Annotated in this window: 25 protein-coding genes; 17 read left to right on the top strand and 8 right to left on the bottom strand. The window is 69.4% G+C overall.

Annotated elements, in window-relative coordinates:
* Positions 1-34: 34 nt before the first annotated feature.
* Positions 35-793 carry a deoxyribonuclease IV gene (locus ACQP2O_RS55125; protein ID WP_433178831.1) on the bottom strand — a complete coding sequence of 253 codons (759 nt, stop codon included), beginning with the start codon at positions 791-793 and terminating at the stop codon, positions 35-37.
* 104 nt (positions 794-897) lie between these two features.
* Entirely contained in the window at positions 898-1,185 is a 288-nt protein-coding gene (locus ACQP2O_RS55120) for a hypothetical protein (RefSeq protein WP_433178829.1), read from the bottom strand.
* A 149-nt stretch (positions 1,186-1,334) separates the two neighbouring features.
* Between ACQP2O_RS55120 and ACQP2O_RS55115 the strand changes: the two genes are divergently transcribed.
* From ACQP2O_RS55115 to ACQP2O_RS55080, 8 genes are all read left to right on the top strand, one after another.
* Positions 1,335-1,478, top strand: a complete 144-nt coding sequence (locus ACQP2O_RS55115) for a hypothetical protein (protein WP_345444044.1) — start codon at positions 1,335-1,337, stop codon at positions 1,476-1,478.
* A gap of 166 nt (positions 1,479-1,644) precedes the next feature.
* Positions 1,645-1,935 (top strand): 30S ribosomal protein S6, encoded by a 291-nt coding sequence (rpsF, locus tag ACQP2O_RS55110; RefSeq protein ID WP_433178827.1) that lies wholly within the window; start codon positions 1,645-1,647, stop codon positions 1,933-1,935.
* Between the two features lie 65 nt (positions 1,936-2,000).
* Positions 2,001-2,579 (top strand): single-stranded DNA-binding protein, encoded by a 579-nt coding sequence (locus ACQP2O_RS55105; RefSeq protein WP_433178825.1) that lies wholly within the window; start codon positions 2,001-2,003, stop codon positions 2,577-2,579.
* Between the two features lie 75 nt (positions 2,580-2,654).
* A complete protein-coding gene (rpsR, locus tag ACQP2O_RS55100; protein ID WP_252781265.1) occupies positions 2,655-2,891 on the top strand; it encodes a 30S ribosomal protein S18 in 237 nt (78 codons plus the stop codon).
* Between the two features lie 17 nt (positions 2,892-2,908).
* Positions 2,909-3,355 (top strand): 50S ribosomal protein L9, encoded by a 447-nt coding sequence (gene rplI, locus ACQP2O_RS55095; protein ID WP_360882199.1) that lies wholly within the window; start codon positions 2,909-2,911, stop codon positions 3,353-3,355.
* 135 nt (positions 3,356-3,490) lie between these two features.
* Positions 3,491-4,396, top strand: coding sequence for an alpha/beta hydrolase (locus ACQP2O_RS55090; protein ID WP_433178822.1), 906 nt, complete (start codon positions 3,491-3,493; stop codon positions 4,394-4,396).
* Between the two features lie 52 nt (positions 4,397-4,448).
* Positions 4,449-5,429 carry a sigma-70 family RNA polymerase sigma factor gene (locus ACQP2O_RS55085; protein ID WP_433178820.1) on the top strand — a complete coding sequence of 327 codons (981 nt, stop codon included), beginning with the start codon at positions 4,449-4,451 and terminating at the stop codon, positions 5,427-5,429.
* 191 nt (positions 5,430-5,620) lie between these two features.
* Positions 5,621-6,358, top strand: a complete 738-nt coding sequence (locus ACQP2O_RS55080; protein WP_433178819.1) for a peptidoglycan recognition protein family protein — start codon at positions 5,621-5,623, stop codon at positions 6,356-6,358.
* 114 nt (positions 6,359-6,472) lie between these two features.
* Here ACQP2O_RS55080 and ACQP2O_RS55075 read toward each other — a convergent pair whose 3' ends face one another.
* Positions 6,473-6,658: a hypothetical protein gene (locus ACQP2O_RS55075; RefSeq protein ID WP_433178816.1), complete on the bottom strand. Its 186-nt coding sequence runs from the start codon at positions 6,656-6,658 to the stop codon at positions 6,473-6,475.
* A 132-nt stretch (positions 6,659-6,790) separates the two neighbouring features.
* Positions 6,791-7,975, bottom strand: coding sequence for an FAD-dependent monooxygenase (locus ACQP2O_RS55070; protein ID WP_433178813.1), 1,185 nt, complete (start codon positions 7,973-7,975; stop codon positions 6,791-6,793).
* Between the two features lie 146 nt (positions 7,976-8,121).
* Here ACQP2O_RS55070 and ACQP2O_RS55065 point away from each other — a divergent pair, with 146 nt between their 5' ends.
* Both ACQP2O_RS55065 and ACQP2O_RS55060 read left to right on the top strand, forming a co-directional pair.
* Entirely contained in the window at positions 8,122-9,021 is a 900-nt protein-coding gene (locus ACQP2O_RS55065) for an alpha/beta fold hydrolase (protein ID WP_433178810.1), read from the top strand.
* Complete coding sequence (locus ACQP2O_RS55060) at positions 9,018-9,662, top strand: TetR/AcrR family transcriptional regulator C-terminal domain-containing protein (protein ID WP_433178807.1); 645 nt, start codon at positions 9,018-9,020, stop codon at positions 9,660-9,662. Before ACQP2O_RS55065 ends, ACQP2O_RS55060 begins: the two co-directional genes overlap by 4 nt.
* Here the strand turns inward: ACQP2O_RS55060 and ACQP2O_RS55055 are convergent.
* Positions 9,659-11,164, bottom strand: coding sequence for an FAD-dependent monooxygenase (locus ACQP2O_RS55055; RefSeq protein WP_433178805.1), 1,506 nt, complete (start codon positions 11,162-11,164; stop codon positions 9,659-9,661). The genes ACQP2O_RS55060 and ACQP2O_RS55055 overlap by 4 nt on opposite strands.
* Before the next feature lie 83 nt (positions 11,165-11,247).
* Here ACQP2O_RS55055 and ACQP2O_RS55050 point away from each other — a divergent pair, with 83 nt between their 5' ends.
* Complete coding sequence (locus ACQP2O_RS55050) at positions 11,248-11,964, top strand: TetR/AcrR family transcriptional regulator C-terminal domain-containing protein (protein WP_433178802.1); 717 nt, start codon at positions 11,248-11,250, stop codon at positions 11,962-11,964.
* Here ACQP2O_RS55050 and ACQP2O_RS55045 read toward each other — a convergent pair.
* Entirely contained in the window at positions 11,860-13,176 is a 1,317-nt protein-coding gene (locus ACQP2O_RS55045; protein ID WP_433178800.1) for an MATE family efflux transporter, read from the bottom strand. The two genes, ACQP2O_RS55050 and ACQP2O_RS55045, sit on opposite strands and share 105 nt — an antisense overlap.
* A 325-nt stretch (positions 13,177-13,501) precedes the next feature.
* Between ACQP2O_RS55045 and dnaB the strand changes: the two genes are divergently transcribed.
* Together dnaB and ACQP2O_RS55035 are read left to right on the top strand one after the other, a co-directional pair.
* Positions 13,502-14,854: a replicative DNA helicase gene (gene dnaB, locus ACQP2O_RS55040; RefSeq protein ID WP_433178798.1), complete on the top strand. Its 1,353-nt coding sequence runs from the start codon at positions 13,502-13,504 to the stop codon at positions 14,852-14,854.
* A 322-nt stretch (positions 14,855-15,176) separates the two neighbouring features.
* Positions 15,177-15,731, top strand: coding sequence for a TnsA-like heteromeric transposase endonuclease subunit (locus ACQP2O_RS55035; RefSeq protein WP_433178796.1), 555 nt, complete (start codon positions 15,177-15,179; stop codon positions 15,729-15,731).
* Between the two features lie 35 nt (positions 15,732-15,766).
* Here ACQP2O_RS55035 and ACQP2O_RS55030 read toward each other — a convergent pair whose 3' ends face one another.
* A complete protein-coding gene (locus tag ACQP2O_RS55030) occupies positions 15,767-16,309 on the bottom strand; it encodes a helix-turn-helix domain-containing protein (RefSeq protein WP_433178794.1) in 543 nt (180 codons plus the stop codon).
* A 60-nt stretch (positions 16,310-16,369) separates the two neighbouring features.
* On the opposite strand from ACQP2O_RS55030, the gene ACQP2O_RS55025 reads away from it, so the two are divergent.
* A complete protein-coding gene (locus ACQP2O_RS55025; protein ID WP_433178792.1) occupies positions 16,370-17,314 on the top strand; it encodes an alpha/beta hydrolase family protein in 945 nt (314 codons plus the stop codon).
* Positions 17,315-17,354: 40 nt separating this feature from the next.
* Entirely contained in the window at positions 17,355-18,248 is an 894-nt protein-coding gene (locus tag ACQP2O_RS55020) for a lysostaphin resistance A-like protein (protein ID WP_433178790.1), read from the top strand.
* A 313-nt stretch (positions 18,249-18,561) separates the two neighbouring features.
* Here the strand turns inward: ACQP2O_RS55020 and ACQP2O_RS55015 are convergent, their stop codons facing one another.
* On the bottom strand, positions 18,562-18,741 hold the full coding sequence (locus ACQP2O_RS55015; RefSeq protein ID WP_433178788.1) for a hypothetical protein: 180 nt from the start codon (positions 18,739-18,741) through the stop codon (positions 18,562-18,564).
* A gap of 199 nt (positions 18,742-18,940) precedes the next feature.
* On the opposite strand from ACQP2O_RS55015, the gene ACQP2O_RS55010 reads away from it, so the two are divergent.
* The gene (locus ACQP2O_RS55010; protein ID WP_433178785.1) at positions 18,941-19,693 is read left to right on the top strand and encodes a TnsA-like heteromeric transposase endonuclease subunit; all 753 of its coding nucleotides are present in this window, start codon (positions 18,941-18,943) and stop codon (positions 19,691-19,693) included.
* Positions 19,690-21,879: a hypothetical protein gene (locus tag ACQP2O_RS55005; RefSeq protein ID WP_433178783.1), complete on the top strand. Its 2,190-nt coding sequence runs from the start codon at positions 19,690-19,692 to the stop codon at positions 21,877-21,879. The genes ACQP2O_RS55010 and ACQP2O_RS55005 overlap by 4 nt, the downstream gene beginning before the upstream one ends.
* The last annotated feature ends 1 nt before the right edge of the window (position 21,880 follow it).

Here is a 21,880-nt window from a genome sequence, read left to right as displayed (position 1 = left end):
GCCGGCGCGGACCGTGCCGGCCACCGCGGAGGGCTCAGAGGTGCTCGCGGAGCCAGGCGATATCGGCGGCCTGCCCGTCGCCGGGCGTCTCCACGATCACGGGCGCGCCGGCCGCGCGTACGACGGCGAGGATCAGCTCTGGGTCGATCTGGCCGTCGCCGAGGTTGGCGTGCCGGTCGGCGCCGGAGCCGAACGCGTCACGGCTGTCGTTGCAGTGGACCAGGTCGATCCGGCCGGTGATGGCCTTGACGCGCTCCACGACGTCGACGAGGTCCTCGCCCGCCGCGTGGGCGTGGCAGGTGTCGAGGCAGAATCCGACGTCGAAGCCGTCGAGGGCCTCCCACAGCCGGGCGATCCGGTCGAGCCTGCGCGCCATGGCGTTGTCGCCGCCGGCGGTGTTCTCGATCAGAACGGGGACGGGGTAGTCCTCCATCCGCTCGAAGACCTTCCGCCAGTTGTCGAAGCCGGCCTGCGGGTCGTCGTTCTTCAGCACGTGCCCGCCGTGCACGATCAGACCCTTGGCGCCGATCTTCGCGGCGCCCTCGAGCTGCTGGGTGAGGATCTTGCGGCTCGGGATGCGGATGCGGTTGTTCGGCGACGCGACGTTGACGACGTACGGCGCGTGTACGTACACGTCGACGTCGGAGTCGCGGATCGCCTCGTACCCGTCGGGCAGGACGGGCGCCTTCCACCCCTGGGGGTCGCCGAGGAAGAACTGCGCCGCTTCGGCCTTCTTCGCCGCCGCGGCGGCGAGCGGGTCGGACCGGTCGACGTGGGCTCCGATTCGCAGCATGGCGTCGAGCCTACGCGCGAGGTGGGACGGACGCGCTGACCGCAGCGCATCCGGGGTCGTGGACCGGCCGATCCAGCGCGCGAGGCCGGTGCCCGGAAGCGAGGTCAGATCGTGAAGCCGCCATGGGACAGGCCGAGACCGACGCCGACGAACGCCATGCCGATCCCCAGGACGTTCAGCCAGCGCTCGGTCGTGGTCGCGGAGACCAGCTGCGAGTACAGGCCGAAGAAGAACGCCACGATCCCCACGCACACGGCGATGAAGTGCGTGTCGTGGATGGCGCCCGTCACGAAGGCGACGAAGCCGGCGATCAGGGCGGTGATCGCCAGGGAGTTCTCCAGGGGATGCTCCTGGCGGGGGAAATTACGTCGTGGGATCGCTGCCGGTGACATACGATCTGCCACCTCCATCCGAGAGGGTTTCCTCCCAGGGTGTGCCTCGTCGCGATGCTGGTCAACCCCCTGGCCGGGCTCCTCGGGGCGGCGAGCGTTCTGTCGGTCCGACGCGGTAGTGTCGAACGTGGTTTCGAACGGAGGATGCCATGACGATCATCACTCGTGACCTGGCCGCCATCGACGACGCCGAGCTCGTCGAGGAGTTGTCCATGTTGACGACCCAGACGGCGCGCATGCGGTCGCGGATGGCCGACATCATGTCCGAGCTCGACCGGCGCCGAGGCCGCTGAGCCACCCGCCCGCAGCGGGGAGCCGTCCGCGCGAAGCGTGCCGATTGAGCTGCTGGTTGTTGGTAACCTGTGTCGGTCCCGCATATCCGATACGCGGGGCGACGCAAGAGCCCTCCTGTCACGGAGAGACCGTGACCGCACCAGTCCAAAGGAGGTTGGGACCCGCATGCGTCGTTACGAAGTCATGGTCATCCTCGACCCGAACATCGAGGAGCGTACGGTCCAGCCGTCGCTCGACCAGTTCCTCACCGTGGTCAAGGACGGCGGTGGCAGCGTGGAGAAGGTCGACGTCTGGGGCCGCCGGCGCCTGTCGTACGACATCGCCAAGAAGTCCGAAGGCGTCTACGCGGTCATCGACCTGACGGCCAACCCTGACACGGTCAAAGAGCTCGACCGGCAGCTGAACCTGCAGGAGACCATCCTGCGCACCAAGGTCATCCGCCCCGAGGCCCACTGACCGTTTCCTGCTAGCTCAGGACCTGTCACCCACGACACGCACACGATCTGTAACCGGAGAGCCGCATGGCAGCAGGCGACACCCAGATCACGATCGTCGGCAACCTCGTCGCCGACCCTGAACTGCGCTTCACCCCCAACGGGCAAGCGGTCGCGACCTTCCGCGTGGCCTCCACCCCTCGCTTCCGCGACCAGCAGTCCGGTGAGTGGAAGGACGGCGAGAGCCTCTTCCTCACCTGCAACGTCTGGCGGCAGGCGGCGGAGAACGTCGCCGAGAGCCTCCAGCGCGGCATGCGGGTCATCGTCCAGGGCCGCCTGAAGCAGCGGTCGTACGAGACCCGCGAGGGCGAGAAGCGCACCGTCTTCGAGCTCGAGGCCGACGAGGTCGGTCCGTCCCTGAAGAACGCCACCGCCAAGGTGAACAAGAGCCAGCGCCAGGGCGGCGGTGGCGGCTTCGGCGGAGGCGGAGGCGGTGGCGGCGGCTTCGGTGGCGGCGGCCAGGGCGGTGGCGGCTACGGCGGTGGCCAGGGCGGCGGCTTCGGTGGCGGTCAGGGCGGTCAAGGCGGAGGCGGCAACGCCCCGGCCGACGACCCCTGGGCGACCGGGGGCGGCGGCGGTGGATTCTCCGACGACCCGCCGTTCTAGGCCCGTACGGGCATCACTCATCATCCGACCGACCATTCCCGCGCGAGCGGGGCTCTTCTTCTAAGGAGCACCACGATGGCGAAACCGGCACCACGCAAGCCGAAGAAGAAGGTTTGCCTGTTCTGCCAGGAGAAGCTCTCCTACGTCGACTACAAGGACACGGCGCTGCTGCGCAAGTTCATCTCCGACCGCGGCAAGATCCGCGCTCGCCGGGTGACGGGCAACTGCACCCAGCACCAGCGTGACGTCGCCACCGCGATCAAGAACGCCCGCGAGATGGCGCTGCTGCCGTACACCAGCACGGCCCGCTGAGAAAGGAGTCACTCTTCATGAAGCTCATCCTGACTCAGCAGGTCTCCGGCCTCGGCGCTCCCGGCGAGGTCGTCGAGGTGAAGGACGGTTACGGCCGTAACTACCTGATCCCGCGCGGCTTCGCGATCCAGTGGACCCGCGGCGCGGAGAAGCAGATCGACTCGATCCGCAAGGCCCGCGCGGCCCGTGAGATCGCCAGCGTCGAGCAGGCGGAGGCCATCCGCGGCGAGCTGGAGAAGCTCAAGGTGCGGCTGCGCACGCGTGCCGGTGACAGCGGTCGGCTGTTCGGCGCCGTGACCCCGGCCGACATCGCCGGTGCCGTGAAGGCCTCCGGCGGTCCGCAGCTGGACAAGCGTCGCATCGAGGTCAAGAACCCGATCAAGACGGTCGGCGCCCACCAGATCGCGGTCCGCCTGCACCCCGAGGTGAGCGCGAAGATCTCCCTTGAGGTCCTCGCCGGCTGACCTTTCGATCAGCGTGAAGGGCCGGGTCCCATGGACCCGGCCCTTTCGCATTTCCATCGGCGGCGAGCGATTCCTTCTCGGCCGTCGAAGGTCTGCATTGTCGAAGGCTCCGCAGCGAATGAAGGAGACGAGACGATGCCGAGCAAGCAGTCCGAAGCGGTCAAGAGGCACTGGGCGGCGGCCCGCCTGGCCTTTGAGCGGCCGGAGGCCGAGCGACCGGACACCGAGTCCGCGGACGATGCCTGGGGCGGCCTGACGGCCGAACCGCGCGGAGTCGACTACCTCGAGACCGACGCGGGCGGCCTGCCCGCCATGTGGGCCGTGCCGAAGGGAAGCGCCGAGGATCGCGTGCTGTTGTGCATGCACGGCGGCGGATTCGTGGGCGGCTCGATGTACTCGCACCGCAAGATGTTCGGTCATCTGGCCAAGACGACCGGAGTGCGGGCGCTGATCTTCGATTATCGTCTCGCGCTCGAACACCTCCATCCGGCGCAGGTCGACGACGCCACCGCCGTCTACCGATGGCTGCTCGACCAGGGGATCAGCGCGGACCACATCGCGTTCACCGGTGACTCCGCCGGCGGCGGACTCGTGATCACCACCCAGCTCCGGGCTCGCGAACGAGGACTGCCGCTGCCCGCCGCGTCGATGCCGTTCTCACCGTGGGTGGACATGGAGGCCCTCGGGGAGTCGTACCGGACCAACCGGGACCGGGACGCCTTCTTCTCCACGGACGTCGTACGAGGGCTCGTGGGCATCTTCCTCGGCGAGGGCGGCGACCCCCGGGATCCGCTGGCCAACCCGCTGTACGCCGACCTGTCCGGTCTCGGACCCGTCCACATCCAGGTGGGCGGGGACGAGGTGCTGCTGGATGACGCCCGCCGGCTGGAGGAGCACGCGAGAAAGGCCGGTGTGGACGTCCGGCTCCAGGTCTTCCCCGAGATGCAGCACACCTTCCAGATGGCCGCCGGCCGAGCGCCCGAGGCCGACGAGGCGATCCGCGCCATGGCCGACTGGGTACGTCCGAAGCTCGGCCTGTGACCCTCGACCGTTCGGACGCCCGGCGTTGGTGATGACGGAAAGGATGGGCCTCGTGCCCGGTGCCGAGGAATTCTCCCGCCGTGCCGAGCCGTTTCGGCGCGAGCTGCTGGCGCACTGCTACCGGATGCTCGGCTCGGCGCACGAGGCCGAGGACCTCGTGCAGGAGACCTACCTGCGGGCATGGCGGTCCTACGGCACCTTCGAGGGCCGCGCCTCGCTGCGAGTCTGGTTGTACCGGATCGCGACCAACGCCTGCCTGACCGCGCTCGCGCAGCGCGGTCGGCGGGCATTGCCGTCCGGTCTGGGCGGCCCCGGCGACGACCCCGACGCCCCGCTGGATCCGGCCGACTCCGAGGTGGCGTGGTTGCAGCCCATTCCGGACACGCTGGTGAGCCCGGAGTCACAGGACCCCGCGGTGATCACCGCCGCACGCGAGAACCTGCGCCTCGCGCTCATCGCCAGCCTGCAGTATCTGCCTCCGCGGCAGCGGGCCGTGCTCATCCTGCGGGAGGTGCTCGCCTTCCCGGCCACCGAGGTCGCGGTCATGCTCGACACCACCACGGCCGCGGTGAAGAGCGCGCTGCAGCGGGCCCGTGCCCGCCTCGAGGAGGTGGCCCCGGAACGCGGGCAGCTCAGCGAGCCCACCGAGCCGAACGTCCAGGCGCTGCTCGAGCAGTACATCGCCGGGTTCGAGCACGCCGACACGACGGCTCTGGAACGGGCGCTGCGCACCGACGCCGCGATCGAAATGGTGGGCACCCGTACCTGGTTCGCCGGCCGCGTGACCTGCCTGCGCTACCTCGCGTACGTGATCGGATCCCCCGGGGACTGGCGGATGATCCCGACCCGAGCCAACGGACAGCCCGCCGTGGCCGCCTATCACCGCGACGGCGATGGCATCCACCGCGCGTTCGGACTCGCGGTCCTCACCGTGACCGATGGCGGCATCGGCCGTGTCGTCGTCTTCGGCGGCGGACCGGATCTGATCGCCGAGTTCGGCCTCCCACCCGTCGACCCGGGCGCTCAGCGCTGAGAGGGATCACCGGAGAGGTCCTATGGCCCGTCCGCGACCGTCACGGCGCGGGCGTCCAACGCACCCGGCTGCGCCGGCCGATGTCCACATCGGCGTTATTTCCCGGTGAAACGCCCAATCCGGCTTCCTCGCATTCCGTGATCTGATCACTACGCTTGGCGATCAGTCGTCCACGGGGGGTGGCCGCGGTCGTGGGTGAGGGGACGCTACGCCGGAATGTGCTGCGGGCGATGCTGGGTGTCGTCGCCGCCGATGTCATGATGGCCGGCGGGATGATGTGGGCGAATGCTGACGCGACACCGAGGGTGTACACGCGCAAGGAGTGGGGTGCACGGACGCCCAAGCGCCCGCCTCGGGTGCTCGACCGTGCTCCGGACCACATCATCGTGCACCACACGGCTTCTCCCAACGTGCCGGACATGTCGCGCGCGCACGCGTTCGCGCTCTCCCGGCAGATCCAGCGGGACCATATGGAGTCCAATGGCTGGGACGACATCGGCGAGCAGTTGACGATCAGCCGCGGCGGCCACGTCATGGAGGGGCGGGCGGGTTCGCTGCAGGCCATCCAGGAGGGACGACTCGTCGTCGGCGCCCAGTCGCTGCACCACAACAAGCACACGATCGGCATTGAGAACGAGGGCACGTATCTGAAGGACGACGTCCCCGACGGTTTGTGGGAGTCCCTGGTCGAGGTCTGCGTCTGGCTGTGCACGGCCCACCAACTGGACCCGTCGGTCGCGATCATCGGCCACCGTGACTACAACCAGACGGACTGCCCGGGTGACGTGCTGCACCGCCGGCTGCCCCGCCTGCGGGTGGAAGTGGCGCGCGCCCTGGATGACGCCGCGCGTCCCGCCGATCCGCCCTCGGATGCGCGACGCCGCGTCACCTCGCGCCAGCACCGCCGACTGCGCGGCCACGGAAAGTAGAGGTTCGGCTCGAGCCGGCCACCGGCTGGCTGAGAACGCCGGGCGGTGCGGCCGCCCGGCGCGGGCGTCGAGACGGCGACGCCCGCCCCCCGTCGTCGTTCGCCGTATGGCGAATCAGTTTTGAATCTCGTAGTAGGCGCGGCGGCGGGCGAGCTCGGGATCGAGCCCTTCGACGAGGGCCCAGATGCCGGCCACCCGCTCCGCCCACGCGTCCGGCGGAAGGCCGCCGAGGCCCTCAGCCGCCAGGTCGTCGATCGCTCGGGTGAGGCGCGCGAGGCGCTCCCCTTGTGTAGAACACATGTTCGAAGTCTAGCGTGGCCGACCGACACGGGAGCGTATTTCCGTACCTTCAAATGTCGCCGCCACTCCTGACCCTCAGGCCCCGCAGCAAGGCAAGCGTGTCGCAGACCTCCGACATTCCCGCGAGCACGATCAGGCGGCCACCTGTGCGGACCCGCGGCGTGGGGCGATGCGGCGGCGCACCCATCCGACGGTGGCGGCGGCGGGCCAGAGGCGGGTCGCCAGGTTGCGGGCCGCGATTCCGGTACGGGTGGCGGGCACCATCAGCGAGGCGGCGGTCGCGACGTTGTTCTGCTTCGGATCCACGAGGGTGCGATGCGCGGCCTCGTACCGCGCGAAGGCCGACTGAGGGTCGGCGGGGGTGGCGGCCAGCTCCGCGGCGAGGGTGTACGCGCCCGCCATGGCCAGGGTGGAGCCGTCGCCGAACAGCGACACCGATGAGGCGGCGTCGCCGAGGAGCGCGACGCGGCCGTTGCTCCAGCGGTCGAGCCGGACCTGGCTGACGGAGTCGAGCCACAGGTCGTCGGCGGCGCGCACGCCGTCCAGGAGTTCCGGTACGCGCCAGCCGCCACCGGCGTAGGCGTCGGTGACGATCCGCTTGTGCTGCTCGAGGTCGCGGTGGTCGAAGTCCTCCACCGCCGGGCGGCGGAAGATGAAGGCGGCCAGGGCGCGGCCGTGAACGGGGTGGATGGACACGAGCCGGCCGGGGGTGTTGTGCAGGAGGATCTCCCGCCCGTTCTCCACCGGGCCGTCCAGCGGCATCGTGGCGACGTACATGCCGATGTGACGGACGAACTCGGAGTCGGGGCCGAACGCCAGGCGACGCGTCATCGAGTGCTGTCCGTCCGCCCCGATCACCAGGTCGAACCGGCGAGGCGCGGCCTTCTCGAAGGTGACGTCCACGCCGTCATCGTCCTGGCGCAGCGAGGTGATGGTGTCGTCGAACAGGAACTCGGCCGAGTCCCGGCTCGCCTCGTAGAGGATCTTTGCCAGGTCGGTGCGCGTCACCTCGACCTCGCGGCCGCCGGCCGCCTGCTGTATGGCCCGCATGTCGACCCGGCCGACCCGGCGCCCGGAGCCGTTGACGAAGCTCATCGCCTTCACCTCGGTGGCGGCCTCGCGCAGCCGCCCCAGCAGCCCCATCCGCTCGGCCACCTCCACGGCCGGGCCCCGGACGTCCACCGGGTTGCCGCTCGAACGTAGGCCCGCCGCCCGCTCGACGACGGTGGGACGGAAGCCGTGCTCGGCCAGCCAGTAGGCCAGCGTCGGCCCGCCGACGCCGGCTCCGGAGATCAGCACCGTGGGGTTGGTGTTCATGACGCCCTCCTGTGATTCGGGGGATCCGCTCAGCGTCGTGACTATATGACTAATTTTGAAATCTGGTCAACAATGAGCTTTTCTGTCATGTCTACGATGTAGTCTACGCTGTAGATATCTACGGCGTAGACATAGGAGATGAGGCGATGAAGGCCGAGATAGATCTGGTCCAGAGCAAGGGGGCGCTCCTGCACGTCGAGCGATCCGGTCAGGGGCCGACCTTGGTGCTGATCCCGGGTGGCGGTGGCGACGCGGGCGTGTACGAGGATGTCGTTCCGCTGCTGTCGGAACGGTTCACGGTCATCACGTTCGATCGGCGCGGGAACTCGCGCAGCAGCCTGGCCGAGCCCGACGGTCCGGTCGACATGTCCGACCAGGCCGAAGACGTCGTCGCGATCCTGGACCATTACCGGATCGACCGCGCGCTGGTGTTCGGTACCAGCGGTGGGGCGGTCATCGCTCTGGAGCTGCTGAGCCGGCACGCCGACCGGCTCCTGGGAGCCGTCGCGCACGAGCCCCCGCTCATCCAGATACTGCCCGCCGACAGCACCGAGCGGCGGGCCATGGAGGACATCGCCCGGCTGGGACGAGAGAAGGGCACCATGCGGGCGTTCGCGGCGTTCGGCGCGATGACGATGGACGATCCACCCAGGATCTTCCGGTCCGCGTTCGGGCAGGCGATGATCGCCGTCGCCACCCGCTGGGGGCTGGCCGTCGGGTCGGTGCTGCGCGGCATCACCCGGCGCGAGCCGTCGACCATGACGCGCATGCTGGGCAACGCCGATCTCCTCATCGAGCGCGAACTGCCCGCCGCCTGCTTCCGCTACCGGCCCGACCTCGACGCCCTACGCGCGGCCGGTGTCCGCTGGTGCACGGCCGTCGGCGAGCACAGCACCGGCCGTCCCTACCATCGGCCCGCGCTCGTACTCGCCGAGCGGCTCGGCGTATCCTGCGAGACGTTCCCCGGCGGCCACACGGTCTACCAGCAGGCTCCGGAGGCATTCACGACCCGGCTGATCACGATCCTGGACCGCTACCGCTCATGACGCCCAAGGGCCGCACCGACGAGGCATCGCCGTCCAGGCCTGCCCGGGTGCGCCTCAACCGCGACCACATCGTCTCCGCCGCACTGGTCCTCATCGACGCCGACGGCCTCCCGAAGTTCTCCATGCGCAAGCTCGGCGCCGCGCTGGGCGCCGACCCGATGGCCGTCTACCGTCACTTCACGGACCAGGAGGCGCTCTTCGACGGCATCGCGGAGGCGATCTTCGACGAGTTGGACGTCGCCTCCCTGCCCTGGGACGGCACCTGGCAAGAACTGGCCGCGCGGTACTGCCACCGCCTCCGGGACGTTCTGCTGCGGCATCCCCACGCCGTCACGATCTTCGCCACCCGGCCGGTCCGCTCACCCGCGTCGATCGACACCGGCGTCGCGATGATCAACCGGCTCCGGGACGCGGGCTTCGCGCCGGACACCGCCCTTCGGATGGTCCGCTGCCTGCGGGAGTACACCCTCGGGCACGCCCTCAGCGTCGCCGTACTGCGCCTGGGCGCCGGAGCCCGGAGCCGGAGACCCGCCCCGGATGCGCCCGATTACAATGCCCTGGCCGAGGCGGCCGACGCCACCGAACCCGACGACCACTTCGACCTCGGCCTCACCGCGATGCTGACCGGCTTCACCCCTTAGGCCCTGGTGCCGAACCAGCGGGCGCACGCGTGCCGCAGCCCGTCGGCGTCCTCGCCCGCCCACGCGACGTACCCGTCCGGCCGTACGAGCACGGCGGGGGCCGGGGCCTCCTCCGTCCGCGCCGTCACGATCTCGATCCGGCCGGCCCACGGACCTGCCGCGTCTCGTACGTCGGCTCGGTCATCGAGGTCGAGCAGCAGCGGCCGGCCGCTCCGCGACAGCTCCGCCACGCTCGTCGCGCCTTCGGCGACGGTCAGGGGCAGGTCCGGGCAGTAGCGGCCGGCGAGCGGATGGTCGACGTCCACCTCGTAGCGCAGGTCGAGGTCGGCCATGAGGTCGGTGAGCAGGCGGTTCGCCTCGTCGGTCGAGGCCAGGGCGGTGAAGATGTCGCGCAGGGCATCGACCCGCGGGCCGGGGGCCAGCAGTGCCACCTGTGCGCGCGTGTTGTGCAGGACGCGCGCCGCGGCCGGGTGCCGTTCGGTCGTGTAGGTGTCGAGCAGCCCGTCCCGGTCCTGTCCGGATACCTGGGCGGCGAGCTTCCAGCCGAGGTTGACGGCGTCCCCGAGGCCGAGCGCGAGTCCCTGCCCGCCGAACGGCGGATGCACGTGGGCGGCGTCACCGGCCAGCAGCACCCGGCCCGTGCGGTACGTCTCGGCCTGCCGCGTGTTGTCGGTGAACCGTGTGGCGCTGTGCACGGCGGTGACGGTGACGTCGGTGCCGGACAGCCGCCGGAGAGACGCCTGCAGCTCTTCGCGGGTGACCGGAGCGGAGCGGTCGACGGGCGGCCCGTCGAACTCCACGGCCAGAACCCGCTGCGGCATCGGCCCATGGACGAGCAGTCCGTGCTCGGTCCGGTGCCAGCCGCGCGGGAAGAAGTCCGGGTCGTCGACGTCGACGAGCGCCTGATGACCGGTGATCACTCCATCGTCGCCGGGGAAGGCGAATCCGGTGAGCTTGCGGACCGCGCTGCGCCCTCCGTCGCAGCCGACGAGCCATCCCGCGCGAAGCTCGTACGGCCCCTCGGGCCCTGCGACGGCGATCGTGACGCCGGTGTCGTCCTGGTCGATGCCGGTGAGGGCGTGGCCGCGCCGGACGTCGGCGCCCAGCTCGATCGCGCGTTTCTCGAGGGCGGCCTCGATCACCTGCTGACCGGCGATGATCGGCGCTCCGCCCGGGGTGGTGCCGCCGCGCAGGATCCACAGCCCGGCGAAGTGCCCCCTGGGGGGCGACCCTGCCGTGGCGGTCTTCATCTGCAGGCTGTCGGCGCCGGGCTTACGGCCGCCCGTCATGTCGGCGATCGAGGGCAGGTCGCCCAACAGCTCCACGACGCCCCGGCGGATGAGGGTGTCGGCGCCCCGGCCGGCGACGCCGCCGGCCTTGAGGGTCGGGTCGATCTCGGTCCGCCGCTCCAGGACGACGGTGGGCACCCCCTGGAGCCCGAGTTCGCAGGCGAGGAAGAGGCCGATGGGCCCGGCGCCGACGATCACCACGTCGTACGACATCATCACTCCTTAACGGTGTTAAATCCTTAACGGTGTTAAGGGTTACTCAAACAGTGTTAAGTTGTCAACCGAGGAGGACGTTCATGGCTCTGGAACGTGAGACGGTGCTCCGCACCGCTCTGCGACTGCTCGACGAGGTCGGCCTGGACGGCCTGTCGCTGCGGCGGCTGGCCAAAGAGCTGGGCGTCCAGGCCCCCGCGCTCTACTGGCACTTCGCGAACAAACAGGACCTCCTCGACCACCTGACCGTCTTCGCGAGGGATGAGGCCGGCATCGCCATCCGTCCCCCGGCGCCCGGTCAGCCGTGGGACGAATGGCTCGCCGAGGGCATGCGGGTGCAGCGCCGCGGCCTGCTCGCGCACCGCGACGGCGCACGGCTCGCCGCCGGGAACCGGCCGATACCCGAGTCCTGGCCGCACATCGAGCGCGTGCTGGAGACCCTGGTCGACGCCGGGTTCACTCCCGAGGACGCCCTCCGCGCCGTGATCGTGCTCGGTCACTACGTGGTCGGGTTCGTGCTGGACGAGCAGAATGACGCCGAGCGCCAGAGCGGCGCTGCCGGCGAGTTCGACCCCGAACGGTTCCCGATCATCACCGCCGCCGGGCCTGCCGCCCTGGACGGCGACACGCTGTTCGAGTACGGCCTGCAACGAATGCTGGACGGCATGCGCGCCCAGGTCGCGGCCCGGAAAGGATCAGCCGCGGACGGCCCCCGCGACGAGCCACGCGTCGCTCCGGGCCCGCAAGCCCAGGGTGATCAGCCGCGCGGTCATCCAGACGCCCATCGCCAGCCACAGTGACACCAGGCCGCCGCCCAGCGCGTACGCGAGCCACGCCACCGGCAGGAACGCCGCCGTCTGGATCACACCGGCCACCGCGAGGTACCCCATGTCCCCCGCGCCGATCAGCACCCCGTCGAGGACGAAGACCACTCCGGCGATCGGCTGCAGCAGCGCGACGATGACCAGCGCGCCCAGGAGCTGCGACCGGACGGCCGCGTCGCCGGTGAACGCGTCCGGCAGCCAGGGGCGAACGGCGAACAGCGCGAGTGTGAACACCACCCCACAGGCCGCGCCCCACTCGATCATCCGGCGGGTCGCGGCGCGGGCGCCCGCCACGTCGCCCGCACCGAGCTGGCGGCCGGTGATCGCCTGCCCGGCGATCGCGATCGCGTCCAGCGCGAACACCGTGAGCGTCCAGATGTTCGCCGCGATCTGGTGAGCCGCGATCTGCGGGTCGCCGAGGCGCGCGGCGACCATGGTCGCGACGACCAGGACGACGCGCAGGCTGAGCGTCCGGATCAGCAGGCCCACACCGGCCGTCGCGGACGCCCGCAGACCCCGCAGGTCCGGACGCAGCGGCGCGCCGTACGTCCGCGCGCCGCGCACGACCATCACGACGTACGCGGCGGCTCCACCGGTCTGGGCCAGCACGGTGCCCCAGGCCGATCCCGCGATCCCCCACCCCATCCCCAGGACGAGCAGGGCGTTGAGCCCGGCGTTGGCGGCGAACATCCCCACCGACACGAACAGCGGCGTCCTGGTGTCCTGCATGCCGCGCAGCACCCCGGTCCCGGCCAGCACGATCAGCATCGCCGGCACCCCGAGCAGGCTGACGTGGACGTACGTCTCCGCCTGCGGCGCGATCACCGTCGACGCCCCGAACGCGCGGACGACCGCCGGGACGAGCGGCCGCCCGGCGGCGATGAGCCCGACCCCGATGAGGACGGCGAGCCAGAGGCCGTCGATGCCCTGACGCACGGCGGCCCGGTGGTTCCCGGCGCCGACCTGACGGGAGACGGAGGCGGTGGTCCCGTACGCGAGGAACACGCACAGGTTGACCAGCGTGCCGAGGATCTGCCCGGCCACCCCGAGTGCGCCGAGGGAGACGGTCCCGAGGCGGCCGACGATCACCGAGTCGGTGAGCAGGAACAGCGGCTCGGCGACGAGCGCGCCGAAGGCCGGAACCGCGAGACGGAGAATCTCCCGGTCGTGGGGGTGCCGGAACATCATGATGTGCCACTGTAACCGACAAATGTGGATTAACACTTACTTTGTCCTGTGGGTGACCCTGTGGATGACCGCCGCCAAAACTTTCTCCCGCCCACAGGTGGTGGACGGAGTATTCCCAGCTCAGCGCCGCTTTTCAGTGGGGTGATCCGATCATCCACAAGTTATCCACAGGTGATGTGCACAGCTGGATCGGCGTGTATGCACAGGCAGTCCACAACACCCTCCACAGATCGTTTTGCCATCCGTCCGGTACCGGCCGCAGACTGTCAGACCCGGGGGGTAGACGTGGAACACGTGAGCGATTGAGGCGGTTGGGGGTGGTGGAATGAGCGTCACCGAGATGCCGTCACACGAGCAGGAGTTCGAGCGCACACCGCCGCACGATGTCGCCGCGGAGCAGTGCGTTCTGGGCAGCATGCTGCTGTCCCAGACGGCCATCGCCGAGGTCATCGAGATGGTGCAGAGCCGCGACTTCTACCGGCCCGCCCACCAGACCGTCTTCGATCGGGTTCTCGACCTGTACGGCCGGGGCGACCCGGTCGACGCCATCACGGTCAAGGACGAGCTGCTCAAACGCGGCGAGCTCAGCCGCATCGGCGACGCCCCCTACCTCCACACGCTCGTCGCCTCGGTGCCCACGGCGGCCAACGCCGGCTACTACGCCAAGATCGTCCAAGAGAAGGCCGTCCTGCGGCGGCTCGTCGAGGTCGGCACCCGCATCGCCCAGCTCGGATACAGCACCGACGGCGCCGACGCCGACGCCCTCCTCGACCGGGCGCAGGCCGAGGTCTACGCCATCGCCGACAAACGGTCCGGCGAGGACTACGCACCGCTCAGCGACATCATGCCCGGGGCCCTCGACGAGATCGAGGCGATCGGCAGCCGCGGCGGCCAGATGGTCGGCGTCCCCACCGGCTTCACTGACTTGGACGCCCTGACCAACGGCCTCCATTCCGGACAAATGATTATCATCGCCGCAAGGCCGGCAATTGGGAAGTCGACCTTGGCGCTCGATCTTGCTCGGGCGGCGGCGATCAAGCATCAGCTGGCGACCGTGGTGTTCTCCCTGGAGATGGGGCGTAACGAGATCACCATGCGCCTGCTGTCCGCCGAGGCGCGGGTCGCGCTGCACGCGATGCGGTCCGGCTCGATGAACGACGAGGACTGGACCCGCCTGGCCCGGCGGATGAGCGAGGTCGCCGAGGCGCCGCTGTTCATCGACGACTCGCCCAACATGTCGATGATGGAGATCCGGGCCAAGTGCCGGCGGCTCAAGCAGCAGCACGACCTGCGCCTGGTCATCATCGACTACCTGCAGCTGATGCAGTCCGGCAAGCGGGTGGAGAGCCGCCAGGTCGAGGTCTCGGAGTTCTCCCGGTCGCTGAAGCTTCTCGCCAAGGAGCTCGAGGTCCCGGTCATCGCGCTCTCCCAGCTCAACCGTGGCCCGGAGCAGCGAACGGACAAGAAGCCAATGGTGTCCGATTTGCGTGAATCTGGGAGCATTGAGCAAGATGCCGACATGGTCATCCTGCTGCACCGCGAGGACGCCTATGAGAAGGAGTCCCCGCGGGCGGGCGAGGCCGACCTGATCGTGGCCAAGCACCGTAACGGCCCCACCGCCACGGTGACGGTCGCCTTCCAGGGCCACTACAGCCGCTTCGTCGACATGGCCCACTGAGCGGCCCTACTTGTAGGGTCCGCGTTTTCGTGAGCTGTAGGATCCGGAAATGAGTGAGCAAATCCGCGTGATCATGAGCAGTGAATGAGCAAATCCGGATTCGTGAGCAATTATATTGAGGGTAGTCGCTGTAATTCTTGAAACGTTGTAATTGCTCTGCGCTAGGAAGCGAATAACAGGCTGAGAGCGGGATGGCGGCTGCGGCTGACGAGGGCCGCTCGGCCGGGCGGCGGGGTGGAGTCCCAGGTCAGGGGTCGACGCTGGTCAGTGAGTCTGGTTCGCCTACTGTGGGTTGATGGCACGGTTACGTGCTCGGATGAGGGTGTGCGATCCGTTCGTCTGGGTTCGCTACGACGACCAGGCGGTGCGGGAGTTCACGCTTGATCGCTTGCGTCTGTCGGATTTCATCGGGTCGGTTCCGTGGCGGCAGGTCCGTGCCCGCCATGGCCAGGCGCACTATGCCGGCGCGTACGTATCTGCGACGACGGGCGGGTTTGTCGCGTACGAGAGCCGCCTGGAGTTGGCCCGGCTGCTGCTTGCCGATTTCGACCCACACGTCCGTCAGATCTATGCCCAGCCGTTCCGTCTCGTGGCCCAGGTCGATGGCCAGATCCGTTGTCATGTGCCGGATTTCCTGCTGGTGACGGCCGCGGGTACGGGTCGGCTGGTGAACGTGAAGCCGGCCGCGCGGTTGCAAGATCACAGAGTCGCTCGGGTACTGGCCTGGCCGGGCGCGTTGGCGGAACGGCACGGCTGTGCCCAGGTCACCATCGTGGGCGCGGTCGGCCCGGGGGCCCGGCACGAGCCGGACGCGGTGGCCGACGAGCTGTGGCGGCGCCATACCGGACGCGACCAGCCGCTGGTCGTCCTGCGTTGACGCCGCCGGCCCGTTCCCGGGGGTGCCGGGGCCACTCAGCGCTCGCTCCCAGGGGGCGGGTCCGGGACGAGGACCAGGCTGATGATGTGGCGGGTGCGGCCGTCGCCGGGGGCGGTGCGGGTGTGGCGGGCGACGGCGGCCTCGATCTCTTCGACGAGTGCGGTGAACTCCTCATCGGTCACATAGACCGCGCCCTGCCGGTAGAGGAGGTTGTCGCGGGGTGGGTCGGCATCCTCGCGTGAGAGGTAGCGGTCGAAGTCGGCCATCACGGCGCCTGCGAAGACGGCGAAGGCCCGCCGGTGGTCGTCCTTGGTCATGGCGTTGCGGGCCGCCTGGTCAATGCGGGCCTTGTCCTCGCGGACACGGTAGGTGCGCTCCACAACGCCGCGGACGGGTCTCTCCCGGGTGACCTCCAGGACGCCCGCCTGGGCGAGCACTGCGACGTGCCGGTACATGGTCGCCGGCGAGACGTCGGGGATGCGCTCGCGCAGCTGAGCGGTGGTCAGCTCGCCGGCGCCGATCAAGGTCTGCAGGATGCGCACCCGGACGGGATGAAGAAGAAGATCCGCGGTTGCCACCCCCTCATTGTCTCATGGCTGATAATGTTCTCACCTTGATAACAATGAGAGGTGAAGCCCTTGCCCGACATCGACATGACGGTCACCGCCAACGACGGGACACCCCTCGCCGGGACCCTGACCCTGCCGGACAGCGCGGGCCCGCACCCGGCGGTCCTGCTGCTGCACGGCTCCGGCCCCCTGGACCGCGACGGCAACACCCGCAGGCTTCCCATGAACCTCGGCCCGTCTCTGGCGGCCGCCCTGGCGGCGGAGGGGATCGCCACCCTGCGCTACGACCGGCGCGGCGCCGACGCCACCCCCGGCACCTGGCGCGCGGCCGGCTTCACCGGGAACCGGCAGGACGCCGCGGACGCCCTGCTCGCCGTAGCAGCCCACCCGGCCGTCCGCCCCGGCGCCGTCGCCGTCGTCGGGCACAGCGAGGGCGCCCTGCACGCCATGGCTCTGGCCGCACGCCACGACGTGCGGGCGGTGGTGCTGCTGGCCGGATACGCGCGCCCGGGCGAGGACGCCCTGCGCTGGCAGGCCCGCTCGATCGCCAGCAGCCTGCCCGCGCCGCTCCGCCTCCTGCGCCGGCCCCTCCAGGCCGCAGGCGAACGGGCCCTGGCCCGGATCAAGCAGACCCGCACGGACGTGGCGCGCGTCGCCGGGCTGCCGATCAACGCGCGGTGGATGCGAGAGATGCTCCTGCACGACACCCGTGACGATCTCGCCGCCATCACGGCTCCGGTCCTGGCCGTCACCGGCGCCAAGGACATCCAGATCGACCCCGCCGACCTGGACGAGATCCACCGGCTGGTGCCGGGCGGAGCCGAGGTCCACCGCGTTCCCGGCCTCACCCACCTCCTGCGCCAAGACCCCGAGCACCACACCCTGCGCTCCTACCGCCGCCTCCTGCGCGAGCCAGTCGATCCCGGCCTCCTCACCCTCACCGCCACCTGGCTCGCGCGACGGCTCGACGCCGCCCCGCACCAGACGCCCGCCGAGCGGCGAACGACCTCCTGACCCCCGTTTCCACGCCCGACCTCCGAGAGGCAACCGCGTAATGACCACCTCGTCCCTGACGTCCCCCGCACCGGGCCGCTACCGCAGCGACCTGATCCTGTACCTGGCGATCGCCTTCGCGCTGAGCTGGGCGTGCTGGTTCACCGCCGCCGGGCTCGGCGGCTCGGCGACCTCCCCGCCCGCGGCCGCGCCCTACGTCCTGGGGGCCTTCGGCCCGGCGATCGCCGCCCTGGTCGTTCGGATCCGCCGCCGCTGGCGCGGCGAACCAGCCCCCGCCAACGCCGTCCCGTTCCGCCGCGCGACCCTGCCCTGGGCGCCGCTGCTGCTGGTGCTCGCCTCGGCGACCGTCCTGGTGGCCGCGGTGATCGCGCACGCGGCGGGCGGGCCCGGTTTCAGCGCGCAGGACGCGAAGGACGCGATCGACAAGGCCAACGGGCCCGCGGCGTTCCTGTTCGGCATCCTGGTCACCGGGCCGCTGTCGGAGGAGCCGGGCTGGCGCGGCACCGCCTACCCCCGAATGCGCGCGTCGATGGGCCGCTTCCACGCCGGTCTGACGCTCGGGGTCATCTGGGCCGTATGGCACCTGCCGCTGTTCCTCATCACCGGCTCGCAACAGCACAAGCTGGGCCTGACGAGCCCGAATGGCGTGCTGTTCACCGTCAGCGTCGTCCCGATGGCCCTGCTGACCGGCTACGCCTACGAGCGCGCCGGAATCGTCGCGTCAATGGCTGTGCACTTCGCGACCAACCTCACGATGGTCCTGCTGAACGTCACGGCCCCGGTGACACTCGCCATGATCATCGGAATCCAAGGGATCGTCGCGGTGGTCCTGCTGGCGACCGCCCGCTTCCCGGCGGCCCAGCCCGCTGCGCCCGCCCCCGCCACCGTGCTCCCCGCGGGCGCCCAGCCGGACACCAGCACCTGGGCCCACTGACGCCCCGCGCGGCGAATGCGGAAAGCGTCGGTCCTCGGCTCAGGGGCCCCAAAACAACACGAATACCCTGGCCGTGATGCCGCAACTCCCGCCGCCGGTTGCGGGCGTCAGGGCGGAACAGGTCGTGGCCCCCCGGAACCTGCTCCGCGTTCCCGGGGGGCCACGACCTTAGCGTTGCGGGGCGAACCGCAGAGCTCGTGGGCCTGAAGATGACGTCTGTCCGGGCGCGGGTTAAGGAAGAGCTGAGAACAAACTGTCAAGGAAGTCCTGAGCCCTCACACATCACCGCTTCGCGGACTTTGAGTCAGATCTGCTACATGTAGACGAAACCACGCCGGGCGACCAGGGTGCGGCGGATGCCGTTCAGCTCCGTTCCGGCGGTTCCGGCCCGATGGCTGTCCCATTCGCCATGCCAGCAGGAACACCCAGCGATGCCCCTTGGCGTCGGATTGCTCATGATCCCCCGGAAAACCAGCGAGAGCGCGTTGCTCACATCCAAGAACGATGCAGGTCACCGGCCTGCGAGTGCTCATGATCCCGCGGATCCTACATGAGCACTGGCGGCTGATCATGAGCACTGTCCGAGCAAATCCGGGTGATCATGAGCACTTGTGACGTTCGGTAGTTGCCCGTTTACGGAGATCTTGGCGACTTCGGGGCAGACGTACGACGTGGTCTGTACGGTCTGAGCTATGGCGGTACGGGGCACGGGTAAGGCCCGTCGTGACCGGATATCTCCTTCGGTGTCGATCCGGTATGAGGACGGGTCGGTGCGCGAAGTTCCCTTTTCGCAGCTGAGATTGATGGACTTCGCGGAGTCTGGGCCGTGGAGACAGGTCCGGTCTGTGCGTGGACAGGCTCACTACTCGGGCAGCTATGCGTCTGCCACGACGGGCGGGCACGTGGTCTACGAGAGCCGTCTGGAGTTGGCTCGGCTGCTGCTGGCCGATTTCGATCCGGCGGTTCGGGCGATCTTTGCTCAGCCGTGCCGGCTCGTGGCCCGCGTCGGCGATCGAGTACGGCGGCATGTCCCGGACTTCCTGTTGGTCAAGAGGTCGGGGACGGTGCGGGTGGTCAACGTCAAGCCGGCGAGCCGCTTGGAGGATCCCAAGATTGCGGAGGCGCTGGCGTGGCCAGGGGAGCTGGTCAGGCGGCATGGCTGGGAGTATGAAGTCTGGTCCGGCGCTGATCCTGTGCTGCTGGAGAACGTACGGGTCCTGGCGGCATACCGGCGACCTGGCGTGGTGCCCGCGTCTGAGATCGAACGGGCCTGGCGGAGCGTCGCGGACGGCGACCAGATGGCCATCGCCGAGCGTCGGCTCGTCGGCGACCGTCCCGCTCATGAGGGCCGCCCCCCGTTGATGGCGTTGTTGTGGGCCGGGCGGCTGATCACGGACTTGTCCCGTCCGCTGTCGGGAAGCTCGGTGCTGCGGAGATGCGAATGAGTGCGTGGACGGTGATGTTGCGGCCAGGGCTGCCGTTGCGCTTCGACGGTGAGCAGTTCACCGTCGCGGAGATCGAGGGCCGCCGGATCCTCCTGCGACAGGCCGCGGCCGCTGGCTCCCCGGCGTGGAGGCAGGTCGACATCTCTGTCCTGCTTTCTCACCCCACCACGCAGGTCCTGGTCGCGTCCCCGGAAGAGGAGTCGGCCGTCGCGGCGACGCTGAGTGGCCTGGATGAGGACCAGGACGATGCTTTGACGGTGAGGTTCCGTCACATTCAAGAGGTCCTCACCGGGTATCAGCTCAGTTGCTCGGAGCTGGCACTGGCGGGCGAGCCGCGTCCGGACTACGCCCCAGGGGCACCCATGCTGCACCGTTACGCGGCAAAGGCCGCGGAGCTGGGCGTCGGTGCGAGCACGATCCGTCGATGGGCGGCGGCTGTGAAGAAGTCCGGCCCGGCTGGCCTGGTGAGTGAGCGTCCGGCGAGGCATGCGCTGGACCGGGCGGATCCACGCTGGGTGGATATGGCCCGGACGGTGCTGGCGAAGCATGTGAAGTCCAGCCGGCCGGTGCGGAACTTGGTGCTGGCGGAGATCGAGGAGTGTCTGGCCAGGGACTTCGGGAGGGACACGGTGCCTCTTCCCAGCCGGACGATGGGCTATGAGCTGCTTCGGGAGTTGGCAAAGGGCACGGGCGCGTTCGAGGGCAGCACCAAGGGAAAGCGGTCGATCGCAAACCGTCCGCAGGGAACCTACGGAAGACTGCGGGCGACGCGGCCTGGCGAGTACGTGGTGCTGGACACCAACCGGCTGGACGTGTTCGCGATGGAACCGGTGACCTGCCGTTGGGTGCAATGCGAGCTCACGGTTGCGATGGACCTCTACAGCAAGGTCATCACCGGACTGCGACTGACACCGGTTTCGACGAAGTCGGTGGATGTGGCCGGGGTGCTGTTCGAGACGGTCCGGCCCCGCGACGCCACTGCGGAAAGCGGCGAGCCGCTGCCGTATTGCGGGGTGCCGTCCACGGTGGTCGTGGACGCGGAGAAGTTGGTGGATGCGCACGGACAGCCGGTGTTACCGGCGGTTGCTGCGGAGACCATCGTCTTCGACCACGGCAAGATCTACGTGTCGAACCACATCCGCAGCGTCTGCGCGAAGCTGGACATCTCGCTGCAGCCCGCCCGGCCCTACACGCCGACCGACAAGCCGGTGGAACGCTGGTTCAAGACCCTGAACGAGGGGTTGTTGGCGGCATTGCCCGGCTACAAAGGCTCGGACGTGCACAGCCGTGGCGAGAAGGTCGAGGAGGAGGCGTACTTCTTCCTCGACGAACTCGAAGCGATCATCCGGGAATGGATCGTTCAGATCTATCACCGGCGCCACCACCGCGGGCTCACGATCCCGGAGGTCCCGGGCCTGAAACTGAGCCCACTGGAGATGTTCGAGCACGGGGTCACCCGCACTGGCCCGCTGCGCATTCCGATCCGCCCGGACCTCGCGCTGGAGTTCCTGGAGGAGGTACGCACGACCATCCAGCACTACGGCGTGGAGGTCAACGGACTGCGCTACAACGGGGATGCGCTCAACGGCTACCGTAACCAGCCCAGTCCATACCGCGGGGTGGATGCGGGGAAGTGGCCGATCGCGGTGGATCGCGGCGACGTCACCAAGGTCTACTTCCAAGACCCTAAGGACCACGCTTGGCATCGCCTGGCTTGGGAACACGCCGCGGCGTTGAACGGGCCGGTCAGCAGCGAAGCCGTCGCCTATGCGCGCAGGCTCGCGGCGAAGACTCACCGGTTCCCGGACACCAAGCGTGCGCTCGTCGAACTGCTGGAGCGGTGGGGTGCCGGGTTGGCCGCAGACCGTGTCGAGCGGCGTATGGCGGTGAGGCTGTCTCAGGAGCGGCTGCGGCTGGTCGGCGGCGACGACCCGTCGCAAGGCGAGAGTGGTGAGGTTGCCCAGTTGCCGTCCGTCCAGCGCCTCGCGGCCTTGAACACATTCTCGGATCTCGATGCAGAGGCGGATGACAGGCAGGGGTTGACGGCCGCCTCATCCGCGGAGGTGGATCTGGGTGGAGACGACGACGAGGAGGACGAGTGCGAGGCCGTCTTCCCCGGCGATGAGGACCTTGCCGGCTCGGTCGAGGAAGACGACTTCTACGCCGATGTTTGGGAGAGCCGTTGAA

The sequence above is a fragment of the Actinoallomurus sp. CA-150999 genome (assembly GCF_050942425.1).
Taxonomy (GTDB): domain Bacteria; phylum Actinomycetota; class Actinomycetes; order Streptosporangiales; family Streptosporangiaceae; genus Actinoallomurus.
Note: the sequence above shows the minus strand (reverse complement) of the source record. Positions and strands in the feature narration are given on the sequence as shown.